The organism is Halolamina pelagica (genome assembly GCF_001307315.1).
In the GTDB taxonomy this organism is placed as follows: domain Archaea; phylum Halobacteriota; class Halobacteria; order Halobacteriales; family Haloferacaceae; genus Halolamina; species Halolamina pelagica_B.
In genome coordinates, this window is the sequence record NZ_LGUC01000001.1 from 1,528,027 (window position 1) to 1,548,738 (window position 20,712).

Sequence of the window (20,712 nt, forward strand, 5' to 3'; positions counted from 1 at the left end):
CGCAGCGGGCTGGCGGCTGACCGGACCGTCGCTGCAGGCCTGTGCCGTATCAGGCGGTTTCGAGGCTGTCGAGCACGCGCTGTGAGAACTCTACCTCGGTCATCTCGCCGGCTTCGAGCGCGTCGAACCAGTCGGCGTCGGCCCGCCACGCGCCGAGCCGCTCATCGTCCAGGGCGGTGACCGTCGCCTCCACGTCCCGGACGGGCCAGTCGCGCCGGTCGAACAGCTTCCGGAAGTCGTTGACCACGTCGCCCACCTGCTGGTGGGGGATCTCGCCGTGCTGGTCGGCGGCGGCGGACTGGTAGGTGAGCCGGTAGGCGTCGCCCTCGACGGCGACCGACTGGAGGTAACAGCCGTGGTTGGTGAGGCGGGATTCGAGTGCGAACGTGCGGTCGTCGTCCATCGTCGGAAGGTAGGCGTGCCGATCCATAGGCGTTGCCCACCGAAACAACCAGCCTTGATTGCGGGCGAACTCCAAACTCGCCGACACGATGGTCCCCGAGCGACGCCGATCCGCCGGAGGTGCCAGCCCGTGACGAACGAGATACTGCTCCACGACGCCACTGTCCTGACCGTCGACGACCGGAACCGACTGTTCGAGCGCGGGACGGTCCGCATCGAGGACGGCGAGATCACCGAGGTGCGGACGAGCCGTGATGCTGACCGGGGTGCCGACGCGGACCAGGTGATCGACGCCGAGGGAATGCTCGCGATGCCGGGGCTGGTCAACGCCCACACCCATCTGGAGTTGACGCCCCTCATCGGCGCGTTCAGCGACCTCGAGCTGGGCGAGATGATGGGTAGCATGACGGCGATCTACGAACGGTTCGCGGAGGGCGATCTCCAGTACCTCGCTGACGCCGGCTACGAACTCGCGGCGCTGAACTTCCTGCTGGGTGGCGTGACGACGGTGAACTCGATGGACCTGCGCCCCGCGGCGGGCGCGGAGGCGTTCGGCGACGCCGGCCTGCGAGGCTTCTTCGGACCGGCGATCAGCGATCTGTTCTTCGACGTGCCGGTGGACGAGCAGTTCGCCCGGGCCCGGGCGTTCGTCGAGGAGTACCACGAGAGCTACGACGGCCGTATCCGCGCGACGGTCTGCCCGCACGACGACTGGTCGTGTTCCCGGGACCTCTGGGTGCGGACCGCCGACCTCGCCGCCGAGTACCCCGAATTGCTCGTCCACACGCATCTGCTCGAACTCGACCAGAGCGACACGATGGGCCGGGCCAACGGCGCCGATGACTCGCTGGACCTGCTGGAGGAGGTCGGCCTCTTGAACGAGCGGCTGCTTGGCGCCCACTATCGCGTCGCCGACGACGAGGACATCCGGCGGACCGCCGACGCGGGCGCTTCGGTCGCCCACTGTCCGTCGGTGTTCTGCTACTGGAACCCGGACCCGGAGATGCAGTGGACGCCCGTCCCCGAACTCCGCGATGCCGGGGTCGACGTGGGGCTGGGCATCGACGACCACTACTGGCACGACTCCTACGACCTGTTCGGCGAGGCCAGACAGGCCCGCCTCGCGGCCAACCTCAAGCGGACCGCGGGGCAGTACGACTCGATGGAGCTGGTACGAATGCTCACCACCGAGGGCGCTCGCACGCTGGGCATCGGCGACGAGACCGGCAGTATCGAGCCGGGGAAGCGGGCCGACCTGGTTCTGCTCGACGTGGACACACCGAAGTTCACGCCGTTGACTAACGTCCCGGCACAGGTCGTCAACAACGCCAGCGCGGCGGACGTGGCCACCGTCATCGTCGACGGCGAGTTCGTGCTGCACGACGGCGAGGTGCTGACGATGGACGCCGAGGCAGTCCGGGAGCGCGCGACCGACGCCGTCGACCGCTTCGCAGCCGAGTCGGGCTGGGAGATCGGCCTCGGCGGCGCCGACCCGCCGGGCGCCCGGGAGCTTTTCTCCGACCTCCCGAAGCGGGGGCCCGCACGATTGCTATCCCGGCTCGCACTCCAGTCGCTTCGGGAACGCTGAGGACGGGCGCGGCGACACGCGAGAACATTTAACACGAATGGGAGGTATGGTCGTCGCATGTCCCCGAACGTCGCCGACGTACGCGAGGAGTTCCCCGTCCTCGACCGCGAAGTGAACGGCCATCCACTGACGTACCTCGACAACGCCGCAACCACCCACACCCGCGGCAAGTGTACGAAGTGTTCGAGGAGTTCTACGCCGGCTACAACGCGAACGTCCACCGCGGCATCCACGAACTCAGCCACGAGGCGTCGCTGGCGTACGAAGCCGCCCACGACCGGGTCGCCGCGTTCGTCGGCGCCGAGGGCGGCCGCGAGGAGATGGTGTTCACCCGGAACACCACCGAGAGCATCAACCTCGTCGCCCACGGCCTCGCGCTCCCGGAGTTCGGCCCCGGCGACGCGATCGTCACGACCGAGATGGAGCATCACGCCTCGCTGGTGACGTGGCAGCAGGTCGCCGAGCGGACCGGTGCCGAGCTCCGTTTCGTCCGGGTCACTGACGACGGCCACGTCGATATCGAGCACGCCAAGTCGCTGATCGACGACGACGTGGAACTGGTGTCGGTCCCACACGTCTCGAACGTGCTGGGAACGGTCACGCCCGTGCGGACGTTCGCCGACCTCGCCCACGACGCCGGCGCGGTGCTGCTCGTCGACGGCGCCCAGTCGGCGCCGACCCGTCCCGTCGACGTGACGGATCTGGGCGCGGACTTCTTCGCGTTCTCGGGGCACAAGATGGCCGGCCCGACCGGGATCGGCGGCCTCTACGGCCGGAAACAGCTGCTCGAGGAGATGGAGCCGTTCCTCTACGGCGGCGAGATGATCCAGCACGTGACGTTCGACCGATCGACGTGGAACGGCCTGCCCTGGAAGTTCGAGGCCGGCACGCCGCCGATCGCGGAGGGGATCGCGCTCGGGGCCGCGGTCGACTACCTCGAGGACCTCGGGATGGACTGGGTCCGCGAGCACGAGAACCGGCTCGCGCAGTACGCGCTCGAACGCCTGGCGGCCCGCGACGACGTGGAGACGTACGGCCCCGGCCCGGGCGAGGAGCGCACGGGGCTGGTGAGCTTCAACGTCGACGGCGTCCACGGCCACGACCTCTCCTCCCTGCTGAACGACCGCGGGATCGCCGTCCGCGCCGGGGACCACTGCACCCAGCCGCTGCACGACCGCCTCGACGTGCCGGGCTCGGTCCGGGCGTCGTTCTACGTCTACAACACGACCGAGGAGATCGACCGGCTGCTCGACGCCATCGACGACGCGGCGGCGAAGCTCGACGCCTACCTGCGCTCGGACCGCTACGCGGACCGCCTGTACGAACACCACCGGAACCCGCACAACAGCGGTGGCCTCGCCGACCCGTCGCTGGTCAAGTCCTCCGAGGAGACCGCCTGCGGCGACGAGGGGGAGTTCCACGTCGACATCGCGCCGGACGGGACGATCGAGCGGCTGGCGTTCGAGAGCGAGAGCTGTGCCGTGAGCCGAGCCGTGGCCAGCCTCATCACCGAGTACCTCGAGGGCCGCACCCTCGCCGAGGCCGCCGAGATGGAGGGCGAGGTGGCGGCGATGCTCGACGGCCAGTTCCCTGACCTCCGCCGGGACTGCGTCGTCGGGCCGGAGGAGGTGATCCGCGAGGCCGCTCGCGAATATCTGGACGCCGAGGGGACAGTCGAAGAGTCCCCGTCGGCGACGTAGCGGGCGTCTCGGCACCACAGGGGGCCTCCTCCCGCGGCCCACACGGTTATAGCCCGCCCGGCGAAAGTCGCGGCCACACGAGGCTCTCCCGATGCAGACACACCCCGACACGGTCCGCGTGCTCCACGTGGATCCGGACTCGTCGTTCGTGGACGCCGCCGCGGGGCGACTCGAACGCGAGGACGACCGACTCGACGTGACGACGGCGACCGACGCCGACGAGGCACTGGCACTGCTCGCGAGCGACGCGTACGACTGCGTGATCGAACTCCGGGAGGGCGACGACGCCCGGGAAGTCAGAGTGAAAGGGCTCCCGGGCGCCTCGCGCTCGTGGCGCGCGTTCGATTAGCGTCGCCGCTCAGTCCGTCCCCGTCGTCTCGACGGATCGTCCGTCCCGGTTCTCGTAGCTCTCCCGCAGGCCGAGGGCGAGTGCACCCAGGCCGAGCAGCGTCGCGACGAACTCGCCGAGGCCGCCGACGACCGGGATCAGTCCCAGCAGCAGGAACCCCACGAGTCCGAGGAGGAGAGCGAGCCACCGGTTCTCCGTCTCGGTCAGCGAGAGCAGCCACGAACCGACGGCGTACTTGCCGTACACGCTCGCGATCCAGAGCGTGATCAGGAACCCGGCGAACCCGGCCAGCGAGAACGGGATACCGACGATCGTCACCGCCACGAGTACGAGAAGGATCGGGACGCCGACCAGCGTCAGCAGGCCGACACCGAACGTGACGATGGGTGAACCACCCACCCGTGCCGCGACGCCGGCGGAGAACCGGGGGAAGACGAGCAGCAGGATCGCGCCGAGCAGGAGGCTCGTGACGAACCCGAACGCGGTGTCGAACCACGACGGGGTCGAGAACCCGCCGAAGCCGCTCGACTCGCCACGGAGGCTCTTGTCCTCGACAACGTCACCGGCGACCGACGCGTCGCCGCTCTGGGTGAACTGTTCGGCGTCGTAGCGGAACTCCCCGGCCACGTCGGCGTTCGGGCCGAGCGTTACGGTACTCCCACCCGCCTTGACGTTCCCACCGACCGTGCCGTCGACGAAGACGCTACCGCTGCCCACGTCGAGGTCGCCGCCGATCTCCCCCGTCTCCGTGAGATCGAACGATCCAGCGCCGATCTGCACGTCGCCCTCGACCGTCCCGGCGACGATGACGCTCCCGGCGGCGCCCTGGACGTTGCCGGTAACTGTCCCGGACTCCGCGATCCGGATCGTTCCTGCGGTGCCCGAGAGGTCGCCGTCGACCGTCCCGCGAACCACGATCGTGCCCGCGACGCCCTGGATGCCGTCGACGGTCTCGTTGGGCCCGACGACGATCGTTCCGCCCACCTGTCCGGTGGACTGGGCCGTGGCCACACCGCTCGCGAGCGAGAGAAGCACGACGACGACGGCGGCGAGGGCGGCGATACGGCGACTCCGGTCGCTGTCAGTACGAATCATCTACGTACAGATGAACCGCGCGACATATTAGTACTTTGTAACTACGCGCAGGCGCCCAGATGCGGCGGTCTCAGCCCGGGACACCGTGGTACCGCGCCACTCCATGAGTCGGGCCCGGCGCACGCGCCCGAGGCGGGGTTGCTCGGACAACAGTGAGCGAGATTGGGACCCACCGACACACTAATTGACTGACGCGACCGATTACGACGTATGAACAGCGCGTATCAGGGTGAGCGTCATGGTAACGCCGACGAGCCGGTGAAGACGATCTGTCCGTACTGCGGCGTTGGCTGTGGCATCCGGGTCCGGGAGGGCGAAGAGCGCGGCGAGATGAACTTCATGCCCTGGGGCGATGCGCCCGTCAACGAGGGCAGCGTCTGCATCAAAGGCGGCGCGGCGACGCAGGTCGTCGACCACGAGGACCGCCTGACCGAGCCGTTGATCAAGGAAAACGGCGCGTTCCGGGAGGCGACGTGGGACGAGGCGCTCAGCCGCGTGGTCGACGAGATGGAGGCGATCCGCGAGCAGCACGGCCCCGACGGGATGGGCTTTTTCGGCTCCTCGAAGACGTTCAACGAGGAGAACTACCTGCTCCAGAAGCTCGCGCGCCGCTACGGCACGAACCAGATCGACAACTGCACCAGAATGTGTCACGCGTCGACGGTCTGGGCGCTCCGGACCAGCCTCGGGATGGGCGCGATGACCAACAGCATGGCCGACCTGGAGGAGTCGGCGGACGTGCTGTGGATCCAGGGCGCGAACCCGGGTGAGCAGCACCCCATCGCCAACAGCCAGTACTTCCGGCAGGCGGTGCTAGAGGGCGCGACGGTGATCCAGGTCGATCCCCACGCCAACAAGACGACCGAGTCTTTCGACATCGAGGGCACCGATCGGCACATGCACCTCCAGCTGGAGCCGGGGACGGACATCCCCCTGCTGAACGTCGTGTTGAAGACGATCCTCGAACGCCACGAGGCCGAGCCCGACGCCGGCTGGATCGACGAGAGCTTCGTCGAGGAGCGGACGAAAGGGTTCGACCACCTCAAAGAGACGCTCGAAGGGTTCGACAAGGAGGCCGCCGCCGAGGAGTGCGGCGTCCCGCTCGCGGACATCGAACTCGCCGCCGAGAAGTACGCGATGGCCAACGACGCCGCCATCTTCACCGGGATGGGGATGTCCCAGCACACCTGCGGCGTCGACAACGTCCAGAACGAGATCAACCTCGCGCTGATCACCGGGAACCTCGGGAAGCCCGGCGCCGGCGTGAACCCCCTGCGGGGGCAGAACAACGTCCAGGGCACCTGCGACGTGGGTGCGATGCCGAACGTGCTCCCGGGCTACCAGCTCGTCGACGACGACGAGGCCCGCGAGTCCGTTGAGGAGGTCTGGGGCTTCGAGATTCCCAGCGAGCCCGGGCTGACGAACGTCGAGATCTCCCACGCGATCGGCGACACCGTCCACGGCCTGTACGTGATGGGCGAGAACCCCATCATGAGCGAGCCCGACGGCAACCAGACCGAGCAGCGGTTCCGCGAGGAGCTCGGCTTCCTCGTCGTCCAGGACATCTTCATGACCGAGACCGCGGAGCTGGCGGACGTGGTGCTGCCGGCGACGACGTGGGCCGAGCGCGGCGGCACCGTCACCAACACCGACCGCCGCGTCCAGCGCATGCGCGGCGTCCACAAAGTGCACGAGAACACCCGCCACGACCTCGAGATCCTCTCCGAGGTGGGCACGCGGCTGTTCGGGGAGGGGTTCGAGTTCGACGGCCCCGAGGACGTGTTCGAGGAACTGCGTGAGGTCTGCCCGATCATGCACGGGATGACGTACGACGCGCTGGGCGAGGAGGGGATCCACTGGCCCTGCTACGAGGAGGGCGACGAAGGCGACTCCTACCTCTACGCCGACGACTTCGAGACTGACGACGGGCTCGGCCGCATCGAGGGCGTCGTCCACCAGGAACCGAAGGAGACGCCCGACGAGGAGTACCCGCTCGTGCTCACGACCGCACGGCTGGAGGAACACTACAACACCGGGACGATGAGTCGGCGCTCGCCGACGCTGTCGCGGCAGGAGCCCGAGAACTTCGTCGACGTCCACCCCAACGACGCCGAGCGCTACGGCATCGAGGACGGCGATACGGTGCGGCTGCGCTCCCGCCGTGGCGAGATCACCGTCCGCGCGGACGTGACCGAGGACATCAAGGAGGGCGTCGTCTGGACGACGCCGCACTTCGCGGCCGCCTCGGCCAACCGACTCACCAACGACGTGCTCGACGAACGGGCGAAGATCCCGGAGTACAAGGCGGCCGCCGCGGAGATCGACGTCGGCATCGAGCCCGCCGACGACGCCCCGGCGGACGACTGACCGATCCCCCGCTCCGGGATCGACTCGGTTCGCTTCTCAGGCTGCCGCGCCGACGTACGAGCCAACCGCGTCGACGATCGCGTCGGCGTCGTACTCGTCGTCGTCGATGTCGAACACCTGCTCGCCGTCGACGCGCACCTCGAACACGCCGCCGTCGCCCGTCACCAACGCGACGCGGTCGACCTGCAGGCCGTACGCTTCGAGGATCGCGACTTCGAGCTCCTGTGCTCGCGAGAGGTGACCACACGGGACGCAGTACTCGATTTCCACGGATACCATATCGGTCAGTGGTAGGCTCCGACGCGTGTTAAACCTCTGCATGGGGGTCCCGGGACTCGTTGCGGTGGCGGGCCCTGCCAAGGTGGCCGAACGGCGAGTTAGTACTCGCGTTCGAATTCCGGATCGAACAGCTGTGCCGACATCGGCGCCGGGTCGCCCTCGGTGAGGTTGTACTCGGAGAAATCGGTCACGCCCGCCTCACGGAGGAGGGCTTCGTCGTAGAAGCTGTTGCCCGTACACTCCGACGGATCGCGTGCCAGGATTTCGAGGACGGCGTCGGCGACGATGGCCGGGGTGCGCCAGTCGTCTTCCGTCCCGAGCCCGAAGTGGCGCGTCGCCCGCGTGTCGATGCTGGTCACCGGCCAGAACGTGTTACAGCCGACGTCGTCGCTCGCCAGCTCCTCGGCGAGCGAGAGCGTGGTGAACGACATCCCGAGCTTCGACCACGCGTACGGCGCTTTCCCGGGCGATCGATCCGTCACGACCGGCGGCGAGTTCGACAGGAGCCACGACTCTTCGAGTTCCGCGAGGTGCTCGGCGAACTCGTGCGCGACGAGGTGGGTGCCGCGGACGTTGACCTCGGTCAGGAGATCGAACCGGTCAGCCGGCAGGTCGGCGATGTTCGCCAACTGGATCGCGCTGGCGTTGTTGATGACGATATCGACCTCGCCGAAGTGGTCGATCGCCTCGTCGACGACCGCCTCGACGCGGCTCTCGTCCCGGATGTCGAGTTCGAGTGCGAGCGCCTCGGGCCCGCGATCACGCACCTCCCGAGCCGTCTGTTCGATCGATCCTGCGAGGTCGGTGTCGTCGTCGTCGGTCGTCTTCCCCGTCGAGACGATGTTACAACCCTGCTCGGCGAGTGCGAGTGCGAGCTGTTTCCCGATCCCGCGGGTCGTGCCGGTGATAAACGCCGTCGAGCCTGAGAGGTCGGGGTTCGCAAGTCCCATGTCTTTGGGTTAGGCGACCGACCTATAACTCCCGGTGTCTGGGCCGAGCGCTCGGAGTGCCCCGTCAGTGCTGGGACTTTCACGATCGGCGTTGCCGTCGCCGATCCCCGAGGCGGCCTGCAAGCTGGCAGAACACCGGTCGGAGTAGGTACCCGGACAGTAGGCTTATCAGCCGAAGCGACGAACGAACTGCCATTCGATGGTGAGCGAGCCCTCCAACAACGGCCAGGGTCTCGGGGACGACAGGGCGGCCGGTGGGAGCGACGACCCTGCCGCCCTCGGCCCCGACGAGGCCGCGATATACGTCGACGGGCTCGCGAAAACGTTCGGGAGCGGTGAGAACGCCGTAACCGCGGTCGATGGCGTCTCTTTCGCCGTCGCCCCCGGTGAAGTGGTCGGGTTGCTCGGACCGAACGGTGCGGGCAAGACCACGGCGATCAAGTCGATTCTCGGTCTCGTCTTGCCCGACGACGGCACGGTGCGGGTCAACGGCATCGACGTTCACACCAACCCGCGGGCGGCCTACGAGTACGTCGACGCGATGCTCGAGGGTGCGCGCAACGACTACTGGCGACTCACGGTGCGGGAGAACCTCCGGTACTTCGCCGCGGTCAGGGGACAGGATCCCGATGCCGTGGCCGGTCGCCACGAGGAGTTGCTGGAACAGTTGGATCTCGCGGGGAACGCTGACACGGCAGTCCGGGACCTCTCCCGCGGGATGAAACAGAAAGTGTCACTGGCGAGCGTCCTCGCCGGCGACATCTCCGTCGCCTTCCTCGACGAACCCACGCTCGGACTCGATATCGAGAGTTCGGTGACGCTCCGGAATGAGCTCCGGCGGCTTGCCGAGGAGCGCGGATTGACGCTGGTCATCTCGAGTCACGACATGGACGTGATCGAGGACGTCTGTGACCGTGTCGTCATCATGAACGACGGACAGGTGATCGTCGACGACACCGTCGAAGATCTGCTCGCCGGCTTCGAGACGCGAGCCTACCAGCTCACCGTCAGCGGCGGTACCGACGCAGTTCTCGCGGACCTGCGCGAGCGCTTCGATCTCACCGATGTCGAGCGCACCGGCGACCGGCTCCGCTTCAACGTGGCCGCGGACACGGAGACGTTCTACCGCTTGACCGACGCGATGGAGGCGCACAGCCTGGAGGTGGCAAGCGTCGAGACGGTCCAGCCGGATTTAGCGGAGGCATTCGTCGAGATGACCAACGGGTCCCCGGAAACCGGTCCCGTGAGCGAGGAGGGAGCGTCGAACCCCGCGAAGCCGCAGATGGGTCGATCGCCCCCAGCGATGGGGTGACCGACGGTGACGACCGCCGAGGGAGGAGGTAGTCGAGGCGGAGGTAGCAGTGATGGGCCCCCGCCTCGGGTCAGCGAGCCAGAACGAACCGGGGGTACTACCACCTCCTGAAGGCCGTCGTCTACCGCGATCTCCTGATCTGGGTCCGGTACCCGCTGAACGCGGCGCTCGGGGTCTTCATGGGCGTGTTCTTCTTCGCCCTGATGTTCTACGGCGGGACGCTGGTCGCTGGCCAGGCGTTTTCGGACTCCATCGAGGGGCTGATCGTCGGCTACTTCCTGTGGACGCTCTCGATCGGCGCGTATTCGGGGATCATGAACGACATTCAGTCCGAAGCGAGTTGGGGACGCTTGAGCGCCACTTCATGACGCCGTTCGGATTCGGGCCGGTCGTCGTCGCGAAATCTATCGCCATCGTCTTCCGGACGTTCATGACCTCCGCTGTGGTGCTCGTGGTCATGCTGCTGCTCACCGGAACGAGCCTCGACCTCAACGTCGTGACGGTGCTCCCGGTCGCGACGCTGACCATCGCCGGCGCGCTCGGACTCGGGCTCGTGATGGGGGATTGAGCGTGCTCTACAAGCGGATCTCGAACGTCGCCAACCTCCTTCAGTTCGCGTTCATCGGCCTCATCTCCGCGCCCGTTTTCGACATCCCGTGGGCCCGGTTCCTGCCGTTGGCACAGGGGAGTGCGATGCTGCAACGCGCGATGCGCGACGGCGTCCAGCTCTGGGAGTTCGACCCACTGACGGTCGCCGTCCTCGTTGGCACGTCCGTCGGCTACCTGGCGCTGGGCTACGCGGTTTTCGGCCTTACCACGCGCCGGGCTCGGCGCCTGGGTGTGCTCGGCGATTACTGAACTCCGTCCATCTGCGACGGGCTAGCTGCGTCGCGTCCACGCCGTTACAACGGGAGGAAGTTGCAGGCGAGGAGGTATTTCGCCACGATGTCGCGCCCAAACAGCGCGAACAGGCCCGCCGAGGCGTAGCGCACCCACTGCGTCTTGTTGTGAGCCGAGTTGCGGGATGAAACCACACCGTCGGGCCCACCGGGTCGATGGCGAGCATCCCACCCGCCCGAATAGCCGGGGTTGCGCCGTACAGGGCGGCGACGCCGACCGTAACCAGCTGTGTTTTGTCGCCGAACTCGCCGAACACCATCACCGAAAACGACGGTACGACCGCAGCGATCACTAACTGCCTTTTCTCACCGGGAAGCGCCAGAAGCTGACGGACGAACGCAGTAACCAAAATATCGAGCCAGCCGACCATACGAGTGGTGTATCCCTGAGAAGCGTGCCCCCGTCGGTCCTGATTCAGACGCCCGACGCCCCCGCAGGGCGGCGGTTTCGGGTGACCACCCAGTCCGACGGCCGCAGGACCGGTGTGAACTGCTGCGCGTCGCCGTCGACGAAGCGTGTGCCGCTGTCACTCAGCGATATTGGATACGTGTTCCGAGTTCAGAAAATATGGGTAATCGTATATATGTGAGCGGGCGCATTACTGGTCAACGCCATGGACGAGAGCGAGCGACGGTACCAAGAGCTGATTCAAACGTCGCCCGCTCCGATCAACTTGTTCGACGCCACGGGCGAGATCGTTTGGGGGAACGACGCCGTTTTAGATCTCCTAGCTCTCGACTCCCGGGACGATCTGATCGGTCGTTCCATCTTCGAGTTTATCAGACCAGCGGACCGATTTACGGCGGAGACCGAGTTGGCGGAGGTCGTCGATGAGAAAAGATCCGCCGGCCCGACACAGATGCAACTCAGGACTGATGAAGGGGAGGAGCGGACCATCAGGGTCGCCACTGCGCCAGGCCGGTACAAGGGGAAGACATCGGCCAGGCTGTCGTCATCGACATCACGGAACTCAATCAGATAAAGGCTGAACTGGAGGAAGAGCGGGAGTTCGTCGAAAAAGCGCTCGACACGATCGACGACGTGTTTTACGTGATTGACTGCGGGGGAAATCTCGAACGCTGGAACAAGGCACTCGTGGAAATCTCCGGCTACACGCGTGACGAGGTCCTGGCGAGTGATGTTGAAGATTTCTTCGTCGACAGACACGGGGACCGAATCTCCGAATCGATCTCGCGAGCGTTCGTCAACGGGAGCGACACTACCGAAGCTGTCGTCGAAACAAAGTCCGGGGAGCAGATCCCGTACGAGTTCCGCAAAAAGCGACTGATGAAAGGCGACTCGGTCATCGGGGTCGTCGGAATCGGGAGAGATATCACTCAACAGCGGTCTCGAGAACAACACCTCAAAGCGGTCGATTACCTCCTCCAACACAACCTTCGGAACCACTTGAACGTCATTCGTGGCAACGCCGATGAGCTAGTGGGTCGTGAGAAGGAGTCAGACAAACGGCGCATCGAGACGATACACCGGTCCGTCGACAAACTTCTGTCCTTGTTCGACCGTCACCAACAGATCGTCTCGCAGGTGCTCGAGGAGAACAGCAGAGAGCAGATCGATATCGTTGCCGTTCTCGAGGGCCTGTTCGAAGAGTTCAGGGAGCTCTACCCACGGGCTGTATTTAGCCTCTCCGCCCCTAAGACGGCACAGGTCCTCGCCTCTCCCTCAATTGAGCGTTCCCTCCGCGAGCTGATTGTGAACGCTGTGAAACACAACAGTTCTGAGACACCAGAGGTCACCGCCGTCGTCGAAGCCGAGTCAACGCCGGTCACGATAACCCTGCGAGATAACGGGCCACAGATATCCAAAGACGAGTACGAGTTCATCGAGAACCCCGAAGCCCTCAGTTCGACGTCCCATCCGACAGGGCTGGGCCTCTGGGCCGCCAACCTTGCCGTAACGTACTCACGCGGAACGTTCACGATTCGGGAGGCCCCCAAGGACGGGAACGAGATACCCATCGAACTCCCGGTCACAGCGGACGACTGGGAGGACAGAAAGTGACCTAACCGCGTTCTCGTAGTCCCTGCTTTACGGGCTGCCGCGCGCCCCGACGCTGCCGACGAGATCCAAGCCGAACCCGCCCGCTCGGACGATACGGAGGTCGAAGCACTCGTCCAGTTGGCTGAGGTTTTCGGACTCGACGAGGGTGGCGGCGAGATCATCGACCACCTCGATGTCTTACTCAAGGAGGAACTCGATATCTACGAGACTGACGGTCGTGAGCAGCGGGACTTCATCGGCGGAATGGGCCGGGGAAGGACCAAGATCGGCCCCATCCGATCGGGTGCGGGCCAGAGGTTCGCCGAAGAGGTCGAGCCCTCTGCGAGTGGATCGGTCGCGATCGGTGAGCGCACCGGTCTACTCCATCTGCAGCATCACGTCCGCCACTTCCTCAGTGACGGGCGTCATCCACACCGGCAACTCGTCGACGTTCGCGCGCATGCCCTCTTCGTAGGCGCGCACGATCTCGATGCCCTGGGTGCTGATCCGGAAGTCGAAGCTGTACCGCCCGGCCGGCCCGGCTGCCAGAATCGCCATCTGTGTTTGCGCGGTGGCGGTGACCTCGACGAGGACGTGCGACGGCGTGTCGTCGTCGACGGAGTCGGCGTCGGGGCGCTCGCGAGGGTTGATCGTGAACTCGACTGTGCGGCCGGACTCGGTCTGGCTTTTCGTCGCCATGTTCTGACACAGTCACGGTTCCGACAAGAGTGTCGCCCGGGGTGTTCCGAACGGTTCCGATAGGGTATAATCGAAAGACGGTGTCGGGTTCCTAGACTTCCGATCGACCTTCCACTCGTGTTTTTATCATTGTGGAAAACAATTAATTGGCTCGTGATCGATTTGATGACCAATGAAACAGAGGACTGTACTGGTAGCCCTCCTACTCATCCTTTCAGGATGCGGTTCAGGCGTCAATACCGGCACGTCCCAGACCGTAAGTGAGGCGCCCTCCCCGACGGCGACGGGAACGCCTACTGAGGCCCCAACACCGTCGCCCACGCCAACACCCACAGCAACGCCCACTCCAGTACCGCCTCAGAACCCGTGGCTGTCGGATCCAGTCACAGTAGCAGTAACCGACACCACGGACTCGAACAGAAGTTGGGCTCCGTTGGTTCGGGAGGCGATTAGTTTCTGGAACGGAGATGGGGGCAGTACACCGACTACGAGTACCAGTTCAAATACGTAAACTCGACCGCTGAGGCCGATGTCGTAGTTGAGGTCGTCGACAAGATCAGCTACTGCTCTGGCTATGATGAGTCGACAGTCGGCTGTGCACCGGTCTATGAGTACGTCGGTGCTGCTGATGACGACAAAACTGAGATCGAGATTGAGGACGGCTACACGAACGAGTCCACAATCACGACAATCGAACACGAGTTGGGACATACGCTCGGCCTCGACCACGACGACGCCGATCGGCTAGAACTGATGAACGCGACCAGTGTCATCAACGAAACCTCGATTACCGATGCAACTGAACGTGAATGGCCCTGGAAACAGACAAACTTCACCGTCTACGTGAAGGCCGGAGGGGTGTAAGTGAGCAGCGCGCTGATCGGGAGGCGAAGCAGGCCCTCGACTACTACGAAAACGATCCCGATGATTGGCTCCCCCGGGAGATCTCTTTTGAGATGACGGAGAACGTGTCCGCTGCGGATCTTGTGATCGAGATGCGAGCGAGCCCGGACTGCCTAGGTGGGGAAGGGGTTTGCTGGAGTCAATACGGATACAGCCCCGACGGTGATCCGGCTTTGGAGTACTACACCAGCGCGAACGTGACCGTTGTCGGCGTGAGTAAGGACTACTACGGGTGGTATGTTGGATATGGGCTTGGGCGCGTCTTTGGAGCTGAAGAAGAATCGGAACTGCCGCCGCCATTCGCGGATTCTGACAACGCCGACGATCGCTGGTTCAACTGATCAGGCCATCTGAGCTTCGCTTCCAAGGCCCGCAATACTGAAAAGCCAGTGAAGTTAGCGCAAAGTGACAACTTGGGGTCGCTTAAGCCAACCCCAGCTCCCGCACTGCGTCCGCTGAGACGGTCACGCCCTGCTCGAACACGTTGGCCGACTCGCCGGTCACCTCCTCGATCAGGTCGGCCACGTCGAAGAAGTACTGCCGGCTGCGGCGGGTCTTGATGAACCGCGTATCCCGCCGGTCAGTCTCATACCCGCGACCGCGGACGAGTAACAGCGCGAACGTCTCACGCGCCTCGTCTGGGGCATCATCCACCCAGTTCGGTAACTGTCGGACGGTCTCGTCGTTTTTGTGGCCAACTGGTGCGTTTATGACTGACAGCGCCCGCCCGAGGTACGAGGCTCCGTCGGTGGGTCGGATCTGCGCGGTTTCCTCGCCGTTCGGGACTGACCGATAGCCAGTCCCGACCTGTTCGAGCGCGGCCTCGACGACGGCCTCGTTATCGGGCTGGGTGCGCGCCCACGTCGGCAACAGCGTGTCCGTCTCGATCGAGCCGAACGCGAAGATGCTGACGGCCAGCTCGGCGAGCGCGATCGTCGTCGGCGTCCACTCCTCGGCAAGCCAGCCGTGGTCTCTCGCGAACTCGATCGCGTGGACGGCATCGGGCTTGCTGTCGCCGTCGACCCAGCGGGAGATCTCGCCGCGTGAGACATCCATCCGCCGGGCGACTTTGCGCGAGCCCCAGTTATCGGGGTAGGTTTGACTCTCGCGATAGAGTTCGACACCGTCCCACGGGTCAACGCGATTTGGAGGGTCATATGTGCGGGCAAGCGATTTCTGATCCAGTAACTGCATTTTGTGGTTCCTGCCTGCTGCTAGTGGCCGGTTTGAAAGAAAATCGCGGGTGTTAGATGAGGGTTATGCCAGGGTTAGACCTCAGCCTCTCCCTCTGCAATGATCGAGTCACTCGGCGTGTGGATGATCTGGATGCTGTACGTTCCAGCACGGGCATCTCCACCCATAACCTCGATAGTAATCTCGTTGCCAACCTTGAACTCTCCAGGATTGACGTTGTCGACGATTTGGACTGTGTCACCATCTACGTCGACTTGGCTGGCAGTTCCACCTTCAAGCACCGTCTTGTACGTCCCTGTTCCGTTTTTCTGGACCTGGATCTGGTAATCGCCATCCGGAAGCGGATCGCCGCCATTGTGACTAATTGCCACTATACCATCACCAGAGTTCCCTGCACTAGCTGCTGCCGGGTCGACCGAAATCTGGCTACTGGGTGCACTCTCCAAGCTATCGCCGAGTCCGAGGACGAACCCGCCGATAACCGCGGCTAAAATGACGGTGATAGCCACCATTAGGATGACTCCGATCACCGGAGAGACACCACGATCGTCGTCGGAGATTGGGATATATTTAGTATACATTATCAATCAATATTTAGACCTCAACCTCAGTTTCAAGGAGGATCGACTGAGACGGGTCGTGCACGACAGTGATCGTGTATGGACCGGTAGTACCGTCGAATGGGCTACCAACAGTAAGCGTATCGCCAACTGTGAATTCGTCGCCAGACCAACCTGAGATTGTGCTGTAGGAAACGTTATTCCCATTACTATTTTCGGCACGAATCGTAATATCTGCTTTTGCTAGCGCATCCCCACCGTTGTGGTTAATGAGGATATCATCGCTCCCGCTAGCAGCCTCCGCGTCCAGCTGCGCCTGCGGCGCCTGTTCGAGACTGTCGCCCAGGCCGAGAACGAACGTCCCGATCACAGCCGCTAAGATGACGGTGATAGCCACCATCAGGATCACTCCGATCACCGGAGAGACACCACGATCGTCGTCGAGTACTGCTTTGAGTTTGGAAATCATGTCTAGTTCATAACCCGGCAGTAGGGGCAGCATACCACATGTGGGCGCGGCCCCTGGGCTACCGCGTCTACCTGAACAGACTCAGAGTCAGTATAAAAAAGCGCTGACCAAATTATCAACGTCGAAAAACCAGTATGCAACTGCTACTCGGTGACAAACAGCACCCGGGAGGCGGCCATCCCCCGGACTGCCGGGTTATGAGACATGCCCTCGTTACTAGAGGGCTACTGGAAATTTGGGTAGGGGTGCTAAAATGGCATCGGCCCGTCTATCGGTTGTGATAGTGTGATCGACCAGACAGTATCGATCTGGCGCCCAAATATCTCGAACTGCGTTTTTAAGCGCGGGCTGAGTTGTGAGACCAACGGCTCCGCTGGAGCCATCCCGGCTGTAGCGATGACGTGCGCCGCGGATTGACCCTGGTTAACAGACTGGGCGATTTTCGGGGGCTCCCCGTCGGGGCATCGCCGGCCGGTCGCGACAGCAACGCGTACCCTCATTATGCCACGAGTCACTCAGAAGCAGCGCGAGCTGCACGTCCACGACGAACTGGACTTTCTCTCGGCGTCGGCCCACGCCGCCGACGCCAGCGCCAGCCCATACCGTCGCGGCGGTCACTGGGGCGAAGATCTCTCCGACGGCGACGTGGCAGTGGCGAAGCTGGCCCAGCTCGAGCGGGCGAAGACGCCCGGACCTCTGGATTGGGAAGACGGTCCTACGTCGGGAGGCCAGGTGACCCTGCCCACACCGTCAAGAGAACGAGCGCGCGCGAGCGTTGAACTACGGGAACTGCTCGCCGCGGCTCATGGCCGACACCTCCCATCACCGAGTGCAGCGCGCTGTTGATCCGAGTTCGTGATCGGAAGCCCGCAGAACTCGCAGATGAGCGGCTCTTCGTCGGGAAGCGCGCTCATGCGGACCACCTCGTCCCCCCGCCCGCGGTGCCAGAGGGCGGCGACCCACCCTCCCTATAGGGAGCTAATCTCTTTGAAAATGGGACATTCTGAAAAACGCAAGTGCCGAATTCGGCCCGTAGAGGGCGCAGAGAGCTGAAACTCTGGGCTCCTTGCACGCCGGTAAAATTCGAGTGGACTCGCGGGGATTTGAACCCCGGGCCTTCCCCGTGCCAGGGGATGATCTACCACTGATCTACGAGCCCTCGAACGCATCCAACTGTTTCCCGGTTTCGTTATTAAGGGCTTCGATGCCAGACGGCGTGTGCGTCGACGCCACATCGACCCGCCCCGGATGGAAAGCCATTAAGCCCCTCGACGGCCACTCATCGTTGGGAACAGCACGGCCGCAAATCTGACTCGCTCGGACGGACCGAGCTTGGGATTGCGGAAGTGTACCGACGTGTAGTCGGTCTTTTCGCGGTCAGTGCCGTTCCAACTCAGACAATGGCACGAATGCACACACGCCGCCGCGGGTCGTCCGGTTCGGACGCCCCCGTGGCAGACGAGCCGCCGGAGTGGAGCGACGTCGACGCCGAGGAGATCGAATCCCGCGTCGTCGAACTCGCAGAGCAGGGCCACGATCCCAGTCAGATCGGCCTGAAACTGCGCGACGAGGGCGTGAAGGGCACGCCCATCCCGGACGTGAAGCTGGCGACCGGGAAGAAAGTCACCGAGATCCTCGAGGAGAACGATGCCGACTCCGACCTCCCGAGGACCTCCGGAACCTGATGGAGCGCGCAGTCCGCCTGCGCGCCCACATGGACCGGAACCCGCAGGACGCCCAGAACAAGCGCGCCCTGCAGAACACCGAGTCCAAGATCCGTCGCCTGGTCGACTACTACCAGGGCGACGAGCTCGACGCCGAGTTCGAGTACGACTACGAAACCGCCGAAGAGATCCTCGAAGGATAGATGTCGAGCGCCCGCCCAGTCGAGGAGCCACTCGCCGACACCCTGTCGGCGGCCCCGTTCGTTCGGGTCGCCGCCGCCAGCGACGGCGACAGCCTCGCGGCTGCCGGCCTCCTCGCCCGGGCGTGTGCCGAGACCGCCACCCCGTTCCAGCTCCGCCTCGACGACGAGGCGGCCGCCGCCACGGAGGACGCCGTCACCGTCGCCGTCGGGCCGACCGCCGTCGATGGTGACGCGAGCCTCGACCGGCCGGCGAGCCCCAGCGCGTTCGCGCTGGCTCGTCGAGTCGGCGCCGATCCGGATCCCGTCCTCGCCCTCGCCGGCACGATCGCCGCGGGGGGACGGTCCGGACTGCCGACGCGGCACTCGAGGCCGCCCAGGCGGCCGGCCGACTCGACCACGAGCCCGGAATCGCGATCCCGACCGAGGGGTCCCGTCCGGACTCGCGGCGTCGACGCTGCTACACGGCCCGTTCTCGGGCGACGGGGACGCGGCCGCTGCGCTGGTCGCCGAACTCGAGACGGCCGAGGGCGCGGACCACGCCGCCGGCGACAGTGCCGGCAGCGGCGAAGAGTTCGACCGCCGACTCGCGTCGCTGGTCACCATCGATACGGTGGCCGCGGCGGGGGCGACCGAGCGCGCCAGCCGAGCGGTCGAGCGCGCACTCCGCCCCTACCGAACCCCGGACGCGCCGTTCGACACGCTCGGCGGCTACGCCGACGTGTTGGACGCCGTCGCCCGTACCGCACCTGCCGCCGGCATCTCGCTGGCGCTGGGCGAGCGGGCCGCCGGGAACGAGGACGTGCGCGACGCCGCGCTCGCCGCGTGGCGGAAGTACGGGACGGCCGTCCACGAGGCGTTGCAGACGGCGGCGACTGCCCGGCACCACGGTGTCTGGGTCCTCGAACTCGGGGACGCCGACGCCGCGATACTGCCGGCGGTTGCCCGCCTCGCGCGGGACTTCCGCGCGCCCGAACCGGTCGCGCTGGCGGTGGCCGACGGGGCCGCGGCCGCCGCGGGCGAGTCGGGGATCGGCGACGCCGTCGCGACCGCCGCGAGCGCGGTCGACGGCACGGGCCACGGCACGGACGACGCCGGCTGGGCGCGCTTCGACACCGAGACCGAACAGTTCACGGACGCGTTCCGGGAGGCGCTATGAGCGAGGCGACCCACGAGGCGACGCTCTCGACGACCCACGACGAGCCGCGGGTCGTGGCCGCCGCGCTCGCTCCCGACAACACCGATGCGATGACGACGGCCGTCGACGGCGACGCGGTCCGGACCACCATCGTCCGCGAGGACGCTGGCGGGCTGGCCGCCTCCGTCGACGACTACCTCGTCAACCTGACCGTCGCCGACGCCGTCTGCGAGACGGCGCGGGACACCGACAACACATGAGCGAGAAATCCACCACGATCGAAGGCAAACGATGGTACACCGTGCTCGCGCCCGAGCAGTTCGACCGGGCCGAGATCGGTGAGACCGTCGCAGAGGAACCGAACCAGGTCGTCGGCCGAACCATCGAGACCACGCAGGGCGAGATGGAGGGCGACCAGGGACAGAACAACAGCAAGCTGACGTTCAAGATCAACGACGTGGGCAGCGACGCCGCCTACACCGAGTTCATCAAGTACGAACTCACGCGGGACTACCTGCGCTCGCTGGTCCGCCGCGGCGCCTCGAAAGTCGCCGCCACGGTCACGCTGCTGACCACGGACGACTACCGCGTCAAGATCCAGCCCGTCGCGCTGACGACGCAGAAGGCCGACCGCTCTCAGGAGCAGGCGATCCGTTCGGTGATGACCGACATCGTCGAGGACGCCGCCGACGAGCGCACCTTCGAGCAGCTGATCGACAGCGTCGTCGAGGGCCGGGTCTCCTCGGCCATCTACGGCGAGGCCAAGGAGATCTACCCGCTGCGCCGCGTCGAGGTCCAGAAGCTGACGCTCGAAGCCCGACCCGCTGAGGTCGCGGCCGAGGAAGAGGCGTCGGTCGACGTGGACGAGGAAGACGTCGAAGAGTAGCGTCGTCCGACAGCGGATTCACGCGCTTTTCGCTTTTTCACTCGCTGCCAGCGACG

The 20,712-nt window shown here is 65.1% G+C and carries 22 protein-coding genes, 1 tRNA gene and 4 pseudogenes; 15 read left to right on the top strand and 12 right to left on the bottom strand.

All coding sequences use genetic code 11. The features are described from left to right. Nucleotides 1–49: 49 nt before the first annotated feature. Complete coding sequence (locus SY89_RS08070) at nucleotides 50–403, bottom strand: hypothetical protein (RefSeq protein ID WP_054583825.1); 354 nt, start codon at nucleotides 401–403, stop codon at nucleotides 50–52. Between the two features lie 129 nt (nucleotides 404–532). Between SY89_RS08070 and SY89_RS08075 the strand changes: the two genes are divergently transcribed. The 4 genes and pseudogenes from SY89_RS08075 to SY89_RS08085 all read left to right on the top strand — a co-directional run bounded on the left by SY89_RS08075 (nucleotide 533) and on the right by SY89_RS08085 (nucleotide 4,039). Continuing rightward, nucleotides 533–1,990, top strand: a complete 1,458-nt coding sequence (locus SY89_RS08075) for an amidohydrolase family protein (protein WP_054583826.1) — start codon at nucleotides 533–535, stop codon at nucleotides 1,988–1,990. A 57-nt stretch (nucleotides 1,991–2,047) separates the two neighbouring features. Continuing rightward, a pseudogene (locus tag SY89_RS08080) lies at nucleotides 2,048–3,258 on the top strand (aminotransferase class V-fold PLP-dependent enzyme); the annotation flags it as partial. A gap of 48 nt (nucleotides 3,259–3,306) precedes the next feature. Next, nucleotides 3,307–3,690 carry an iron-sulfur cluster assembly scaffold protein gene (locus tag SY89_RS18355; protein ID WP_239685649.1) on the top strand — a complete coding sequence of 128 codons (384 nt, stop codon included), beginning with the start codon at nucleotides 3,307–3,309 and terminating at the stop codon, nucleotides 3,688–3,690. Between the two features lie 91 nt (nucleotides 3,691–3,781). After that, nucleotides 3,782–4,039, top strand: a complete 258-nt coding sequence (locus SY89_RS08085; RefSeq protein ID WP_054583827.1) for a hypothetical protein — start codon at nucleotides 3,782–3,784, stop codon at nucleotides 4,037–4,039. Between the two features lie 9 nt (nucleotides 4,040–4,048). Here SY89_RS08085 and SY89_RS08090 read toward each other — a convergent pair whose 3' ends face one another. Beyond that, complete coding sequence (locus SY89_RS08090) at nucleotides 4,049–5,134, bottom strand: bactofilin family protein (RefSeq protein ID WP_054583828.1); 1,086 nt, start codon at nucleotides 5,132–5,134, stop codon at nucleotides 4,049–4,051. A gap of 210 nt (nucleotides 5,135–5,344) precedes the next feature. On the opposite strand from SY89_RS08090, the gene fdhF reads away from it, so the two are divergent. Next, nucleotides 5,345–7,501: a formate dehydrogenase subunit alpha gene (gene fdhF / locus SY89_RS08095; RefSeq protein WP_054583829.1), complete on the top strand. Its 2,157-nt coding sequence runs from the start codon at nucleotides 5,345–5,347 to the stop codon at nucleotides 7,499–7,501. Nucleotides 7,502–7,537: 36 nt separating this feature from the next. Here the strand turns inward: fdhF and SY89_RS08100 are convergent, their stop codons facing one another. After that, nucleotides 7,538–7,780 carry a SelT/SelW/SelH family protein gene (locus SY89_RS08100; RefSeq protein ID WP_054583830.1) on the bottom strand — a complete coding sequence of 81 codons (243 nt, stop codon included), beginning with the start codon at nucleotides 7,778–7,780 and terminating at the stop codon, nucleotides 7,538–7,540. A 98-nt stretch (nucleotides 7,781–7,878) separates the two neighbouring features. Continuing rightward, a complete protein-coding gene (locus tag SY89_RS08105; RefSeq protein WP_054583831.1) occupies nucleotides 7,879–8,730 on the bottom strand; it encodes an SDR family oxidoreductase in 852 nt (283 codons plus the stop codon). A 199-nt stretch (nucleotides 8,731–8,929) separates the two neighbouring features. Here SY89_RS08105 and SY89_RS08110 point away from each other — a divergent pair, with 199 nt between their 5' ends. Together SY89_RS08110 and SY89_RS08115 are read left to right on the top strand one after the other, a co-directional pair. Next, nucleotides 8,930–10,042, top strand: a complete 1,113-nt coding sequence (locus SY89_RS08110; RefSeq protein ID WP_080506638.1) for an ABC transporter ATP-binding protein — start codon at nucleotides 8,930–8,932, stop codon at nucleotides 10,040–10,042. Nucleotides 10,043–10,149: 107 nt separating this feature from the next. Continuing rightward, a pseudogene (locus SY89_RS08115) lies at nucleotides 10,150–10,900 on the top strand (ABC transporter permease). A 44-nt stretch (nucleotides 10,901–10,944) separates the two neighbouring features. Here the strand turns inward: SY89_RS08115 and SY89_RS19065 are convergent. Together SY89_RS19065 and SY89_RS19330 are read right to left on the bottom strand one after the other, a co-directional pair. Continuing rightward, a complete protein-coding gene (locus SY89_RS19065; protein WP_275575422.1) occupies nucleotides 10,945–11,076 on the bottom strand; it encodes a hypothetical protein in 132 nt (43 codons plus the stop codon). Nucleotides 11,077–11,150: 74 nt separating this feature from the next. Continuing rightward, nucleotides 11,151–11,312: pseudogene (locus SY89_RS19330) on the bottom strand (hypothetical protein); the annotation flags it as partial. Nucleotides 11,313–11,555: 243 nt separating this feature from the next. Between SY89_RS19330 and SY89_RS08120 the strand changes: the two are divergent. Both SY89_RS08120 and SY89_RS08125 read left to right on the top strand, forming a co-directional pair. After that, the gene (locus SY89_RS08120; protein WP_054583832.1) at nucleotides 11,556–11,924 is read left to right on the top strand and encodes a PAS domain-containing protein; all 369 of its coding nucleotides are present in this window, start codon (nucleotides 11,556–11,558) and stop codon (nucleotides 11,922–11,924) included. An 8-nt stretch (nucleotides 11,925–11,932) separates the two neighbouring features. Beyond that, nucleotides 11,933–12,964, top strand: coding sequence for a PAS domain-containing sensor histidine kinase (locus SY89_RS08125; RefSeq protein ID WP_275575417.1), 1,032 nt, complete (start codon nucleotides 11,933–11,935; stop codon nucleotides 12,962–12,964). A 27-nt stretch (nucleotides 12,965–12,991) separates the two neighbouring features. Here SY89_RS08125 and SY89_RS17230 read toward each other — a convergent pair whose 3' ends face one another. Together SY89_RS17230 and SY89_RS08130 are read right to left on the bottom strand one after the other, a co-directional pair. Further along, nucleotides 12,992–13,132, bottom strand: coding sequence for a hypothetical protein (locus SY89_RS17230; protein WP_189319137.1), 141 nt, complete (start codon nucleotides 13,130–13,132; stop codon nucleotides 12,992–12,994). A gap of 189 nt (nucleotides 13,133–13,321) precedes the next feature. Continuing rightward, nucleotides 13,322–13,642, bottom strand: a complete 321-nt coding sequence (locus SY89_RS08130; protein WP_054583834.1) for a hypothetical protein — start codon at nucleotides 13,640–13,642, stop codon at nucleotides 13,322–13,324. Between the two features lie 555 nt (nucleotides 13,643–14,197). Between SY89_RS08130 and SY89_RS19580 the strand changes: the two genes are divergently transcribed. Together SY89_RS19580 and SY89_RS08135 are read left to right on the top strand one after the other, a co-directional pair. Continuing rightward, nucleotides 14,198–14,506 (top strand): zinc-dependent metalloprotease family protein, encoded by a 309-nt coding sequence (locus SY89_RS19580; protein WP_394325751.1) that lies wholly within the window; start codon nucleotides 14,198–14,200, stop codon nucleotides 14,504–14,506. Then, nucleotides 14,452–14,886: a hypothetical protein gene (locus SY89_RS08135; protein WP_054583835.1), complete on the top strand. Its 435-nt coding sequence runs from the start codon at nucleotides 14,452–14,454 to the stop codon at nucleotides 14,884–14,886. Before SY89_RS19580 ends, SY89_RS08135 begins: the two co-directional genes overlap by 55 nt. Nucleotides 14,887–14,968: 82 nt before the next feature. Here the strand turns inward: SY89_RS08135 and SY89_RS08140 are convergent, their stop codons facing one another. From SY89_RS08140 to SY89_RS08155, 4 genes are all read right to left on the bottom strand, one after another. Next, nucleotides 14,969–15,601, bottom strand: coding sequence for a hypothetical protein (locus tag SY89_RS08140; RefSeq protein WP_054583836.1), 633 nt, complete (start codon nucleotides 15,599–15,601; stop codon nucleotides 14,969–14,971). A 212-nt stretch (nucleotides 15,602–15,813) separates the two neighbouring features. Further along, on the bottom strand, nucleotides 15,814–16,320 hold the full coding sequence (locus SY89_RS18370; RefSeq protein WP_054583837.1) for a type IV pilin N-terminal domain-containing protein: 507 nt from the start codon (nucleotides 16,318–16,320) through the stop codon (nucleotides 15,814–15,816). A gap of 13 nt (nucleotides 16,321–16,333) precedes the next feature. Further along, nucleotides 16,334–16,801 carry a type IV pilin domain-containing protein gene (locus SY89_RS08150; RefSeq protein ID WP_239685560.1) on the bottom strand — a complete coding sequence of 156 codons (468 nt, stop codon included), beginning with the start codon at nucleotides 16,799–16,801 and terminating at the stop codon, nucleotides 16,334–16,336. Between the two features lie 1,055 nt (nucleotides 16,802–17,856). Next, nucleotides 17,857–17,927 (bottom strand) — tRNA-OTHER (locus SY89_RS08155). 241 nt (nucleotides 17,928–18,168) lie between these two features. Between SY89_RS08155 and SY89_RS08160 the strand changes: the two are divergent. The 4 genes and pseudogenes from SY89_RS08160 to SY89_RS08175 all read left to right on the top strand — a co-directional run bounded on the left by SY89_RS08160 (nucleotide 18,169) and on the right by SY89_RS08175 (nucleotide 20,656). Then, nucleotides 18,169–18,635: pseudogene (locus tag SY89_RS08160) on the top strand (30S ribosomal protein S15). Between the two features lie 223 nt (nucleotides 18,636–18,858). Next, nucleotides 18,859–19,791 (top strand): hypothetical protein, encoded by a 933-nt coding sequence (locus tag SY89_RS08165; protein ID WP_054583840.1) that lies wholly within the window; start codon nucleotides 18,859–18,861, stop codon nucleotides 19,789–19,791. Continuing rightward, on the top strand, nucleotides 19,788–20,030 hold the full coding sequence (locus SY89_RS08170) for a KEOPS complex subunit Pcc1 (RefSeq protein WP_054583841.1): 243 nt from the start codon (nucleotides 19,788–19,790) through the stop codon (nucleotides 20,028–20,030). Before SY89_RS08165 ends, SY89_RS08170 begins: the two co-directional genes overlap by 4 nt. Next, nucleotides 20,027–20,656 carry a 30S ribosomal protein S3ae gene (locus SY89_RS08175; protein WP_054583842.1) on the top strand — a complete coding sequence of 210 codons (630 nt, stop codon included), beginning with the start codon at nucleotides 20,027–20,029 and terminating at the stop codon, nucleotides 20,654–20,656. The genes SY89_RS08170 and SY89_RS08175 overlap by 4 nt, the downstream gene beginning before the upstream one ends. The last annotated feature ends 56 nt before the right edge of the window (nucleotides 20,657–20,712 follow it).

What these genes read in the sequence shown, in the direction of transcription:
- SY89_RS08165 (WP_054583840.1), top strand. Translation starts at nt 18,859, where the DNA reads ATGGTGACGCGAGCCTCGACCGGCCGGCGAGCCCCAGCGCGTTCGCGC.
- SY89_RS08140 (WP_054583836.1), bottom strand. Translation starts at nt 15,601, where the DNA reads ATGGATGTCTCACGCGGCGAGATCTCCCGCTGGGTCGACGGCGACAGC.
- SY89_RS08100 (WP_054583830.1), bottom strand. Translation starts at nt 7,780, where the DNA reads ATGGTATCCGTGGAAATCGAGTACTGCGTCCCGTGTGGTCACCTCTCG.
- SY89_RS18370 (WP_054583837.1), bottom strand. Translation starts at nt 16,320, where the DNA reads ATGTATACTAAATATATCCCAATCTCCGACGACGATCGTGGTGTCTCT.
- SY89_RS08110 (WP_080506638.1), top strand. Translation starts at nt 8,930, where the DNA reads ATGGTGAGCGAGCCCTCCAACAACGGCCAGGGTCTCGGGGACGACAGG.
- SY89_RS08120 (WP_054583832.1), top strand. Translation starts at nt 11,556, where the DNA reads ATGGACGAGAGCGAGCGACGGTACCAAGAGCTGATTCAAACGTCGCCC.
- SY89_RS08150 (WP_239685560.1), bottom strand. Translation starts at nt 16,801, where the DNA reads ATGCTGCCCCTACTGCCGGGTTATGAACTAGACATGATTTCCAAACTC.
- SY89_RS08135 (WP_054583835.1), top strand. Translation starts at nt 14,452, where the DNA reads ATGGCCCTGGAAACAGACAAACTTCACCGTCTACGTGAAGGCCGGAGG.
- SY89_RS08090 (WP_054583828.1), bottom strand. Translation starts at nt 5,134, where the DNA reads ATGATTCGTACTGACAGCGACCGGAGTCGCCGTATCGCCGCCCTCGCC.
- fdhF (WP_054583829.1), top strand. Translation starts at nt 5,345, where the DNA reads ATGAACAGCGCGTATCAGGGTGAGCGTCATGGTAACGCCGACGAGCCG.
- SY89_RS08175 (WP_054583842.1), top strand. Translation starts at nt 20,027, where the DNA reads ATGAGCGAGAAATCCACCACGATCGAAGGCAAACGATGGTACACCGTG.
- SY89_RS08070 (WP_054583825.1), bottom strand. Translation starts at nt 403, where the DNA reads ATGGACGACGACCGCACGTTCGCACTCGAATCCCGCCTCACCAACCAC.
- SY89_RS08105 (WP_054583831.1), bottom strand. Translation starts at nt 8,730, where the DNA reads ATGGGACTTGCGAACCCCGACCTCTCAGGCTCGACGGCGTTTATCACC.
- SY89_RS08170 (WP_054583841.1), top strand. Translation starts at nt 19,788, where the DNA reads ATGAGCGAGGCGACCCACGAGGCGACGCTCTCGACGACCCACGACGAG.
- SY89_RS08085 (WP_054583827.1), top strand. Translation starts at nt 3,782, where the DNA reads ATGCAGACACACCCCGACACGGTCCGCGTGCTCCACGTGGATCCGGAC.
- SY89_RS08130 (WP_054583834.1), bottom strand. Translation starts at nt 13,642, where the DNA reads ATGGCGACGAAAAGCCAGACCGAGTCCGGCCGCACAGTCGAGTTCACG.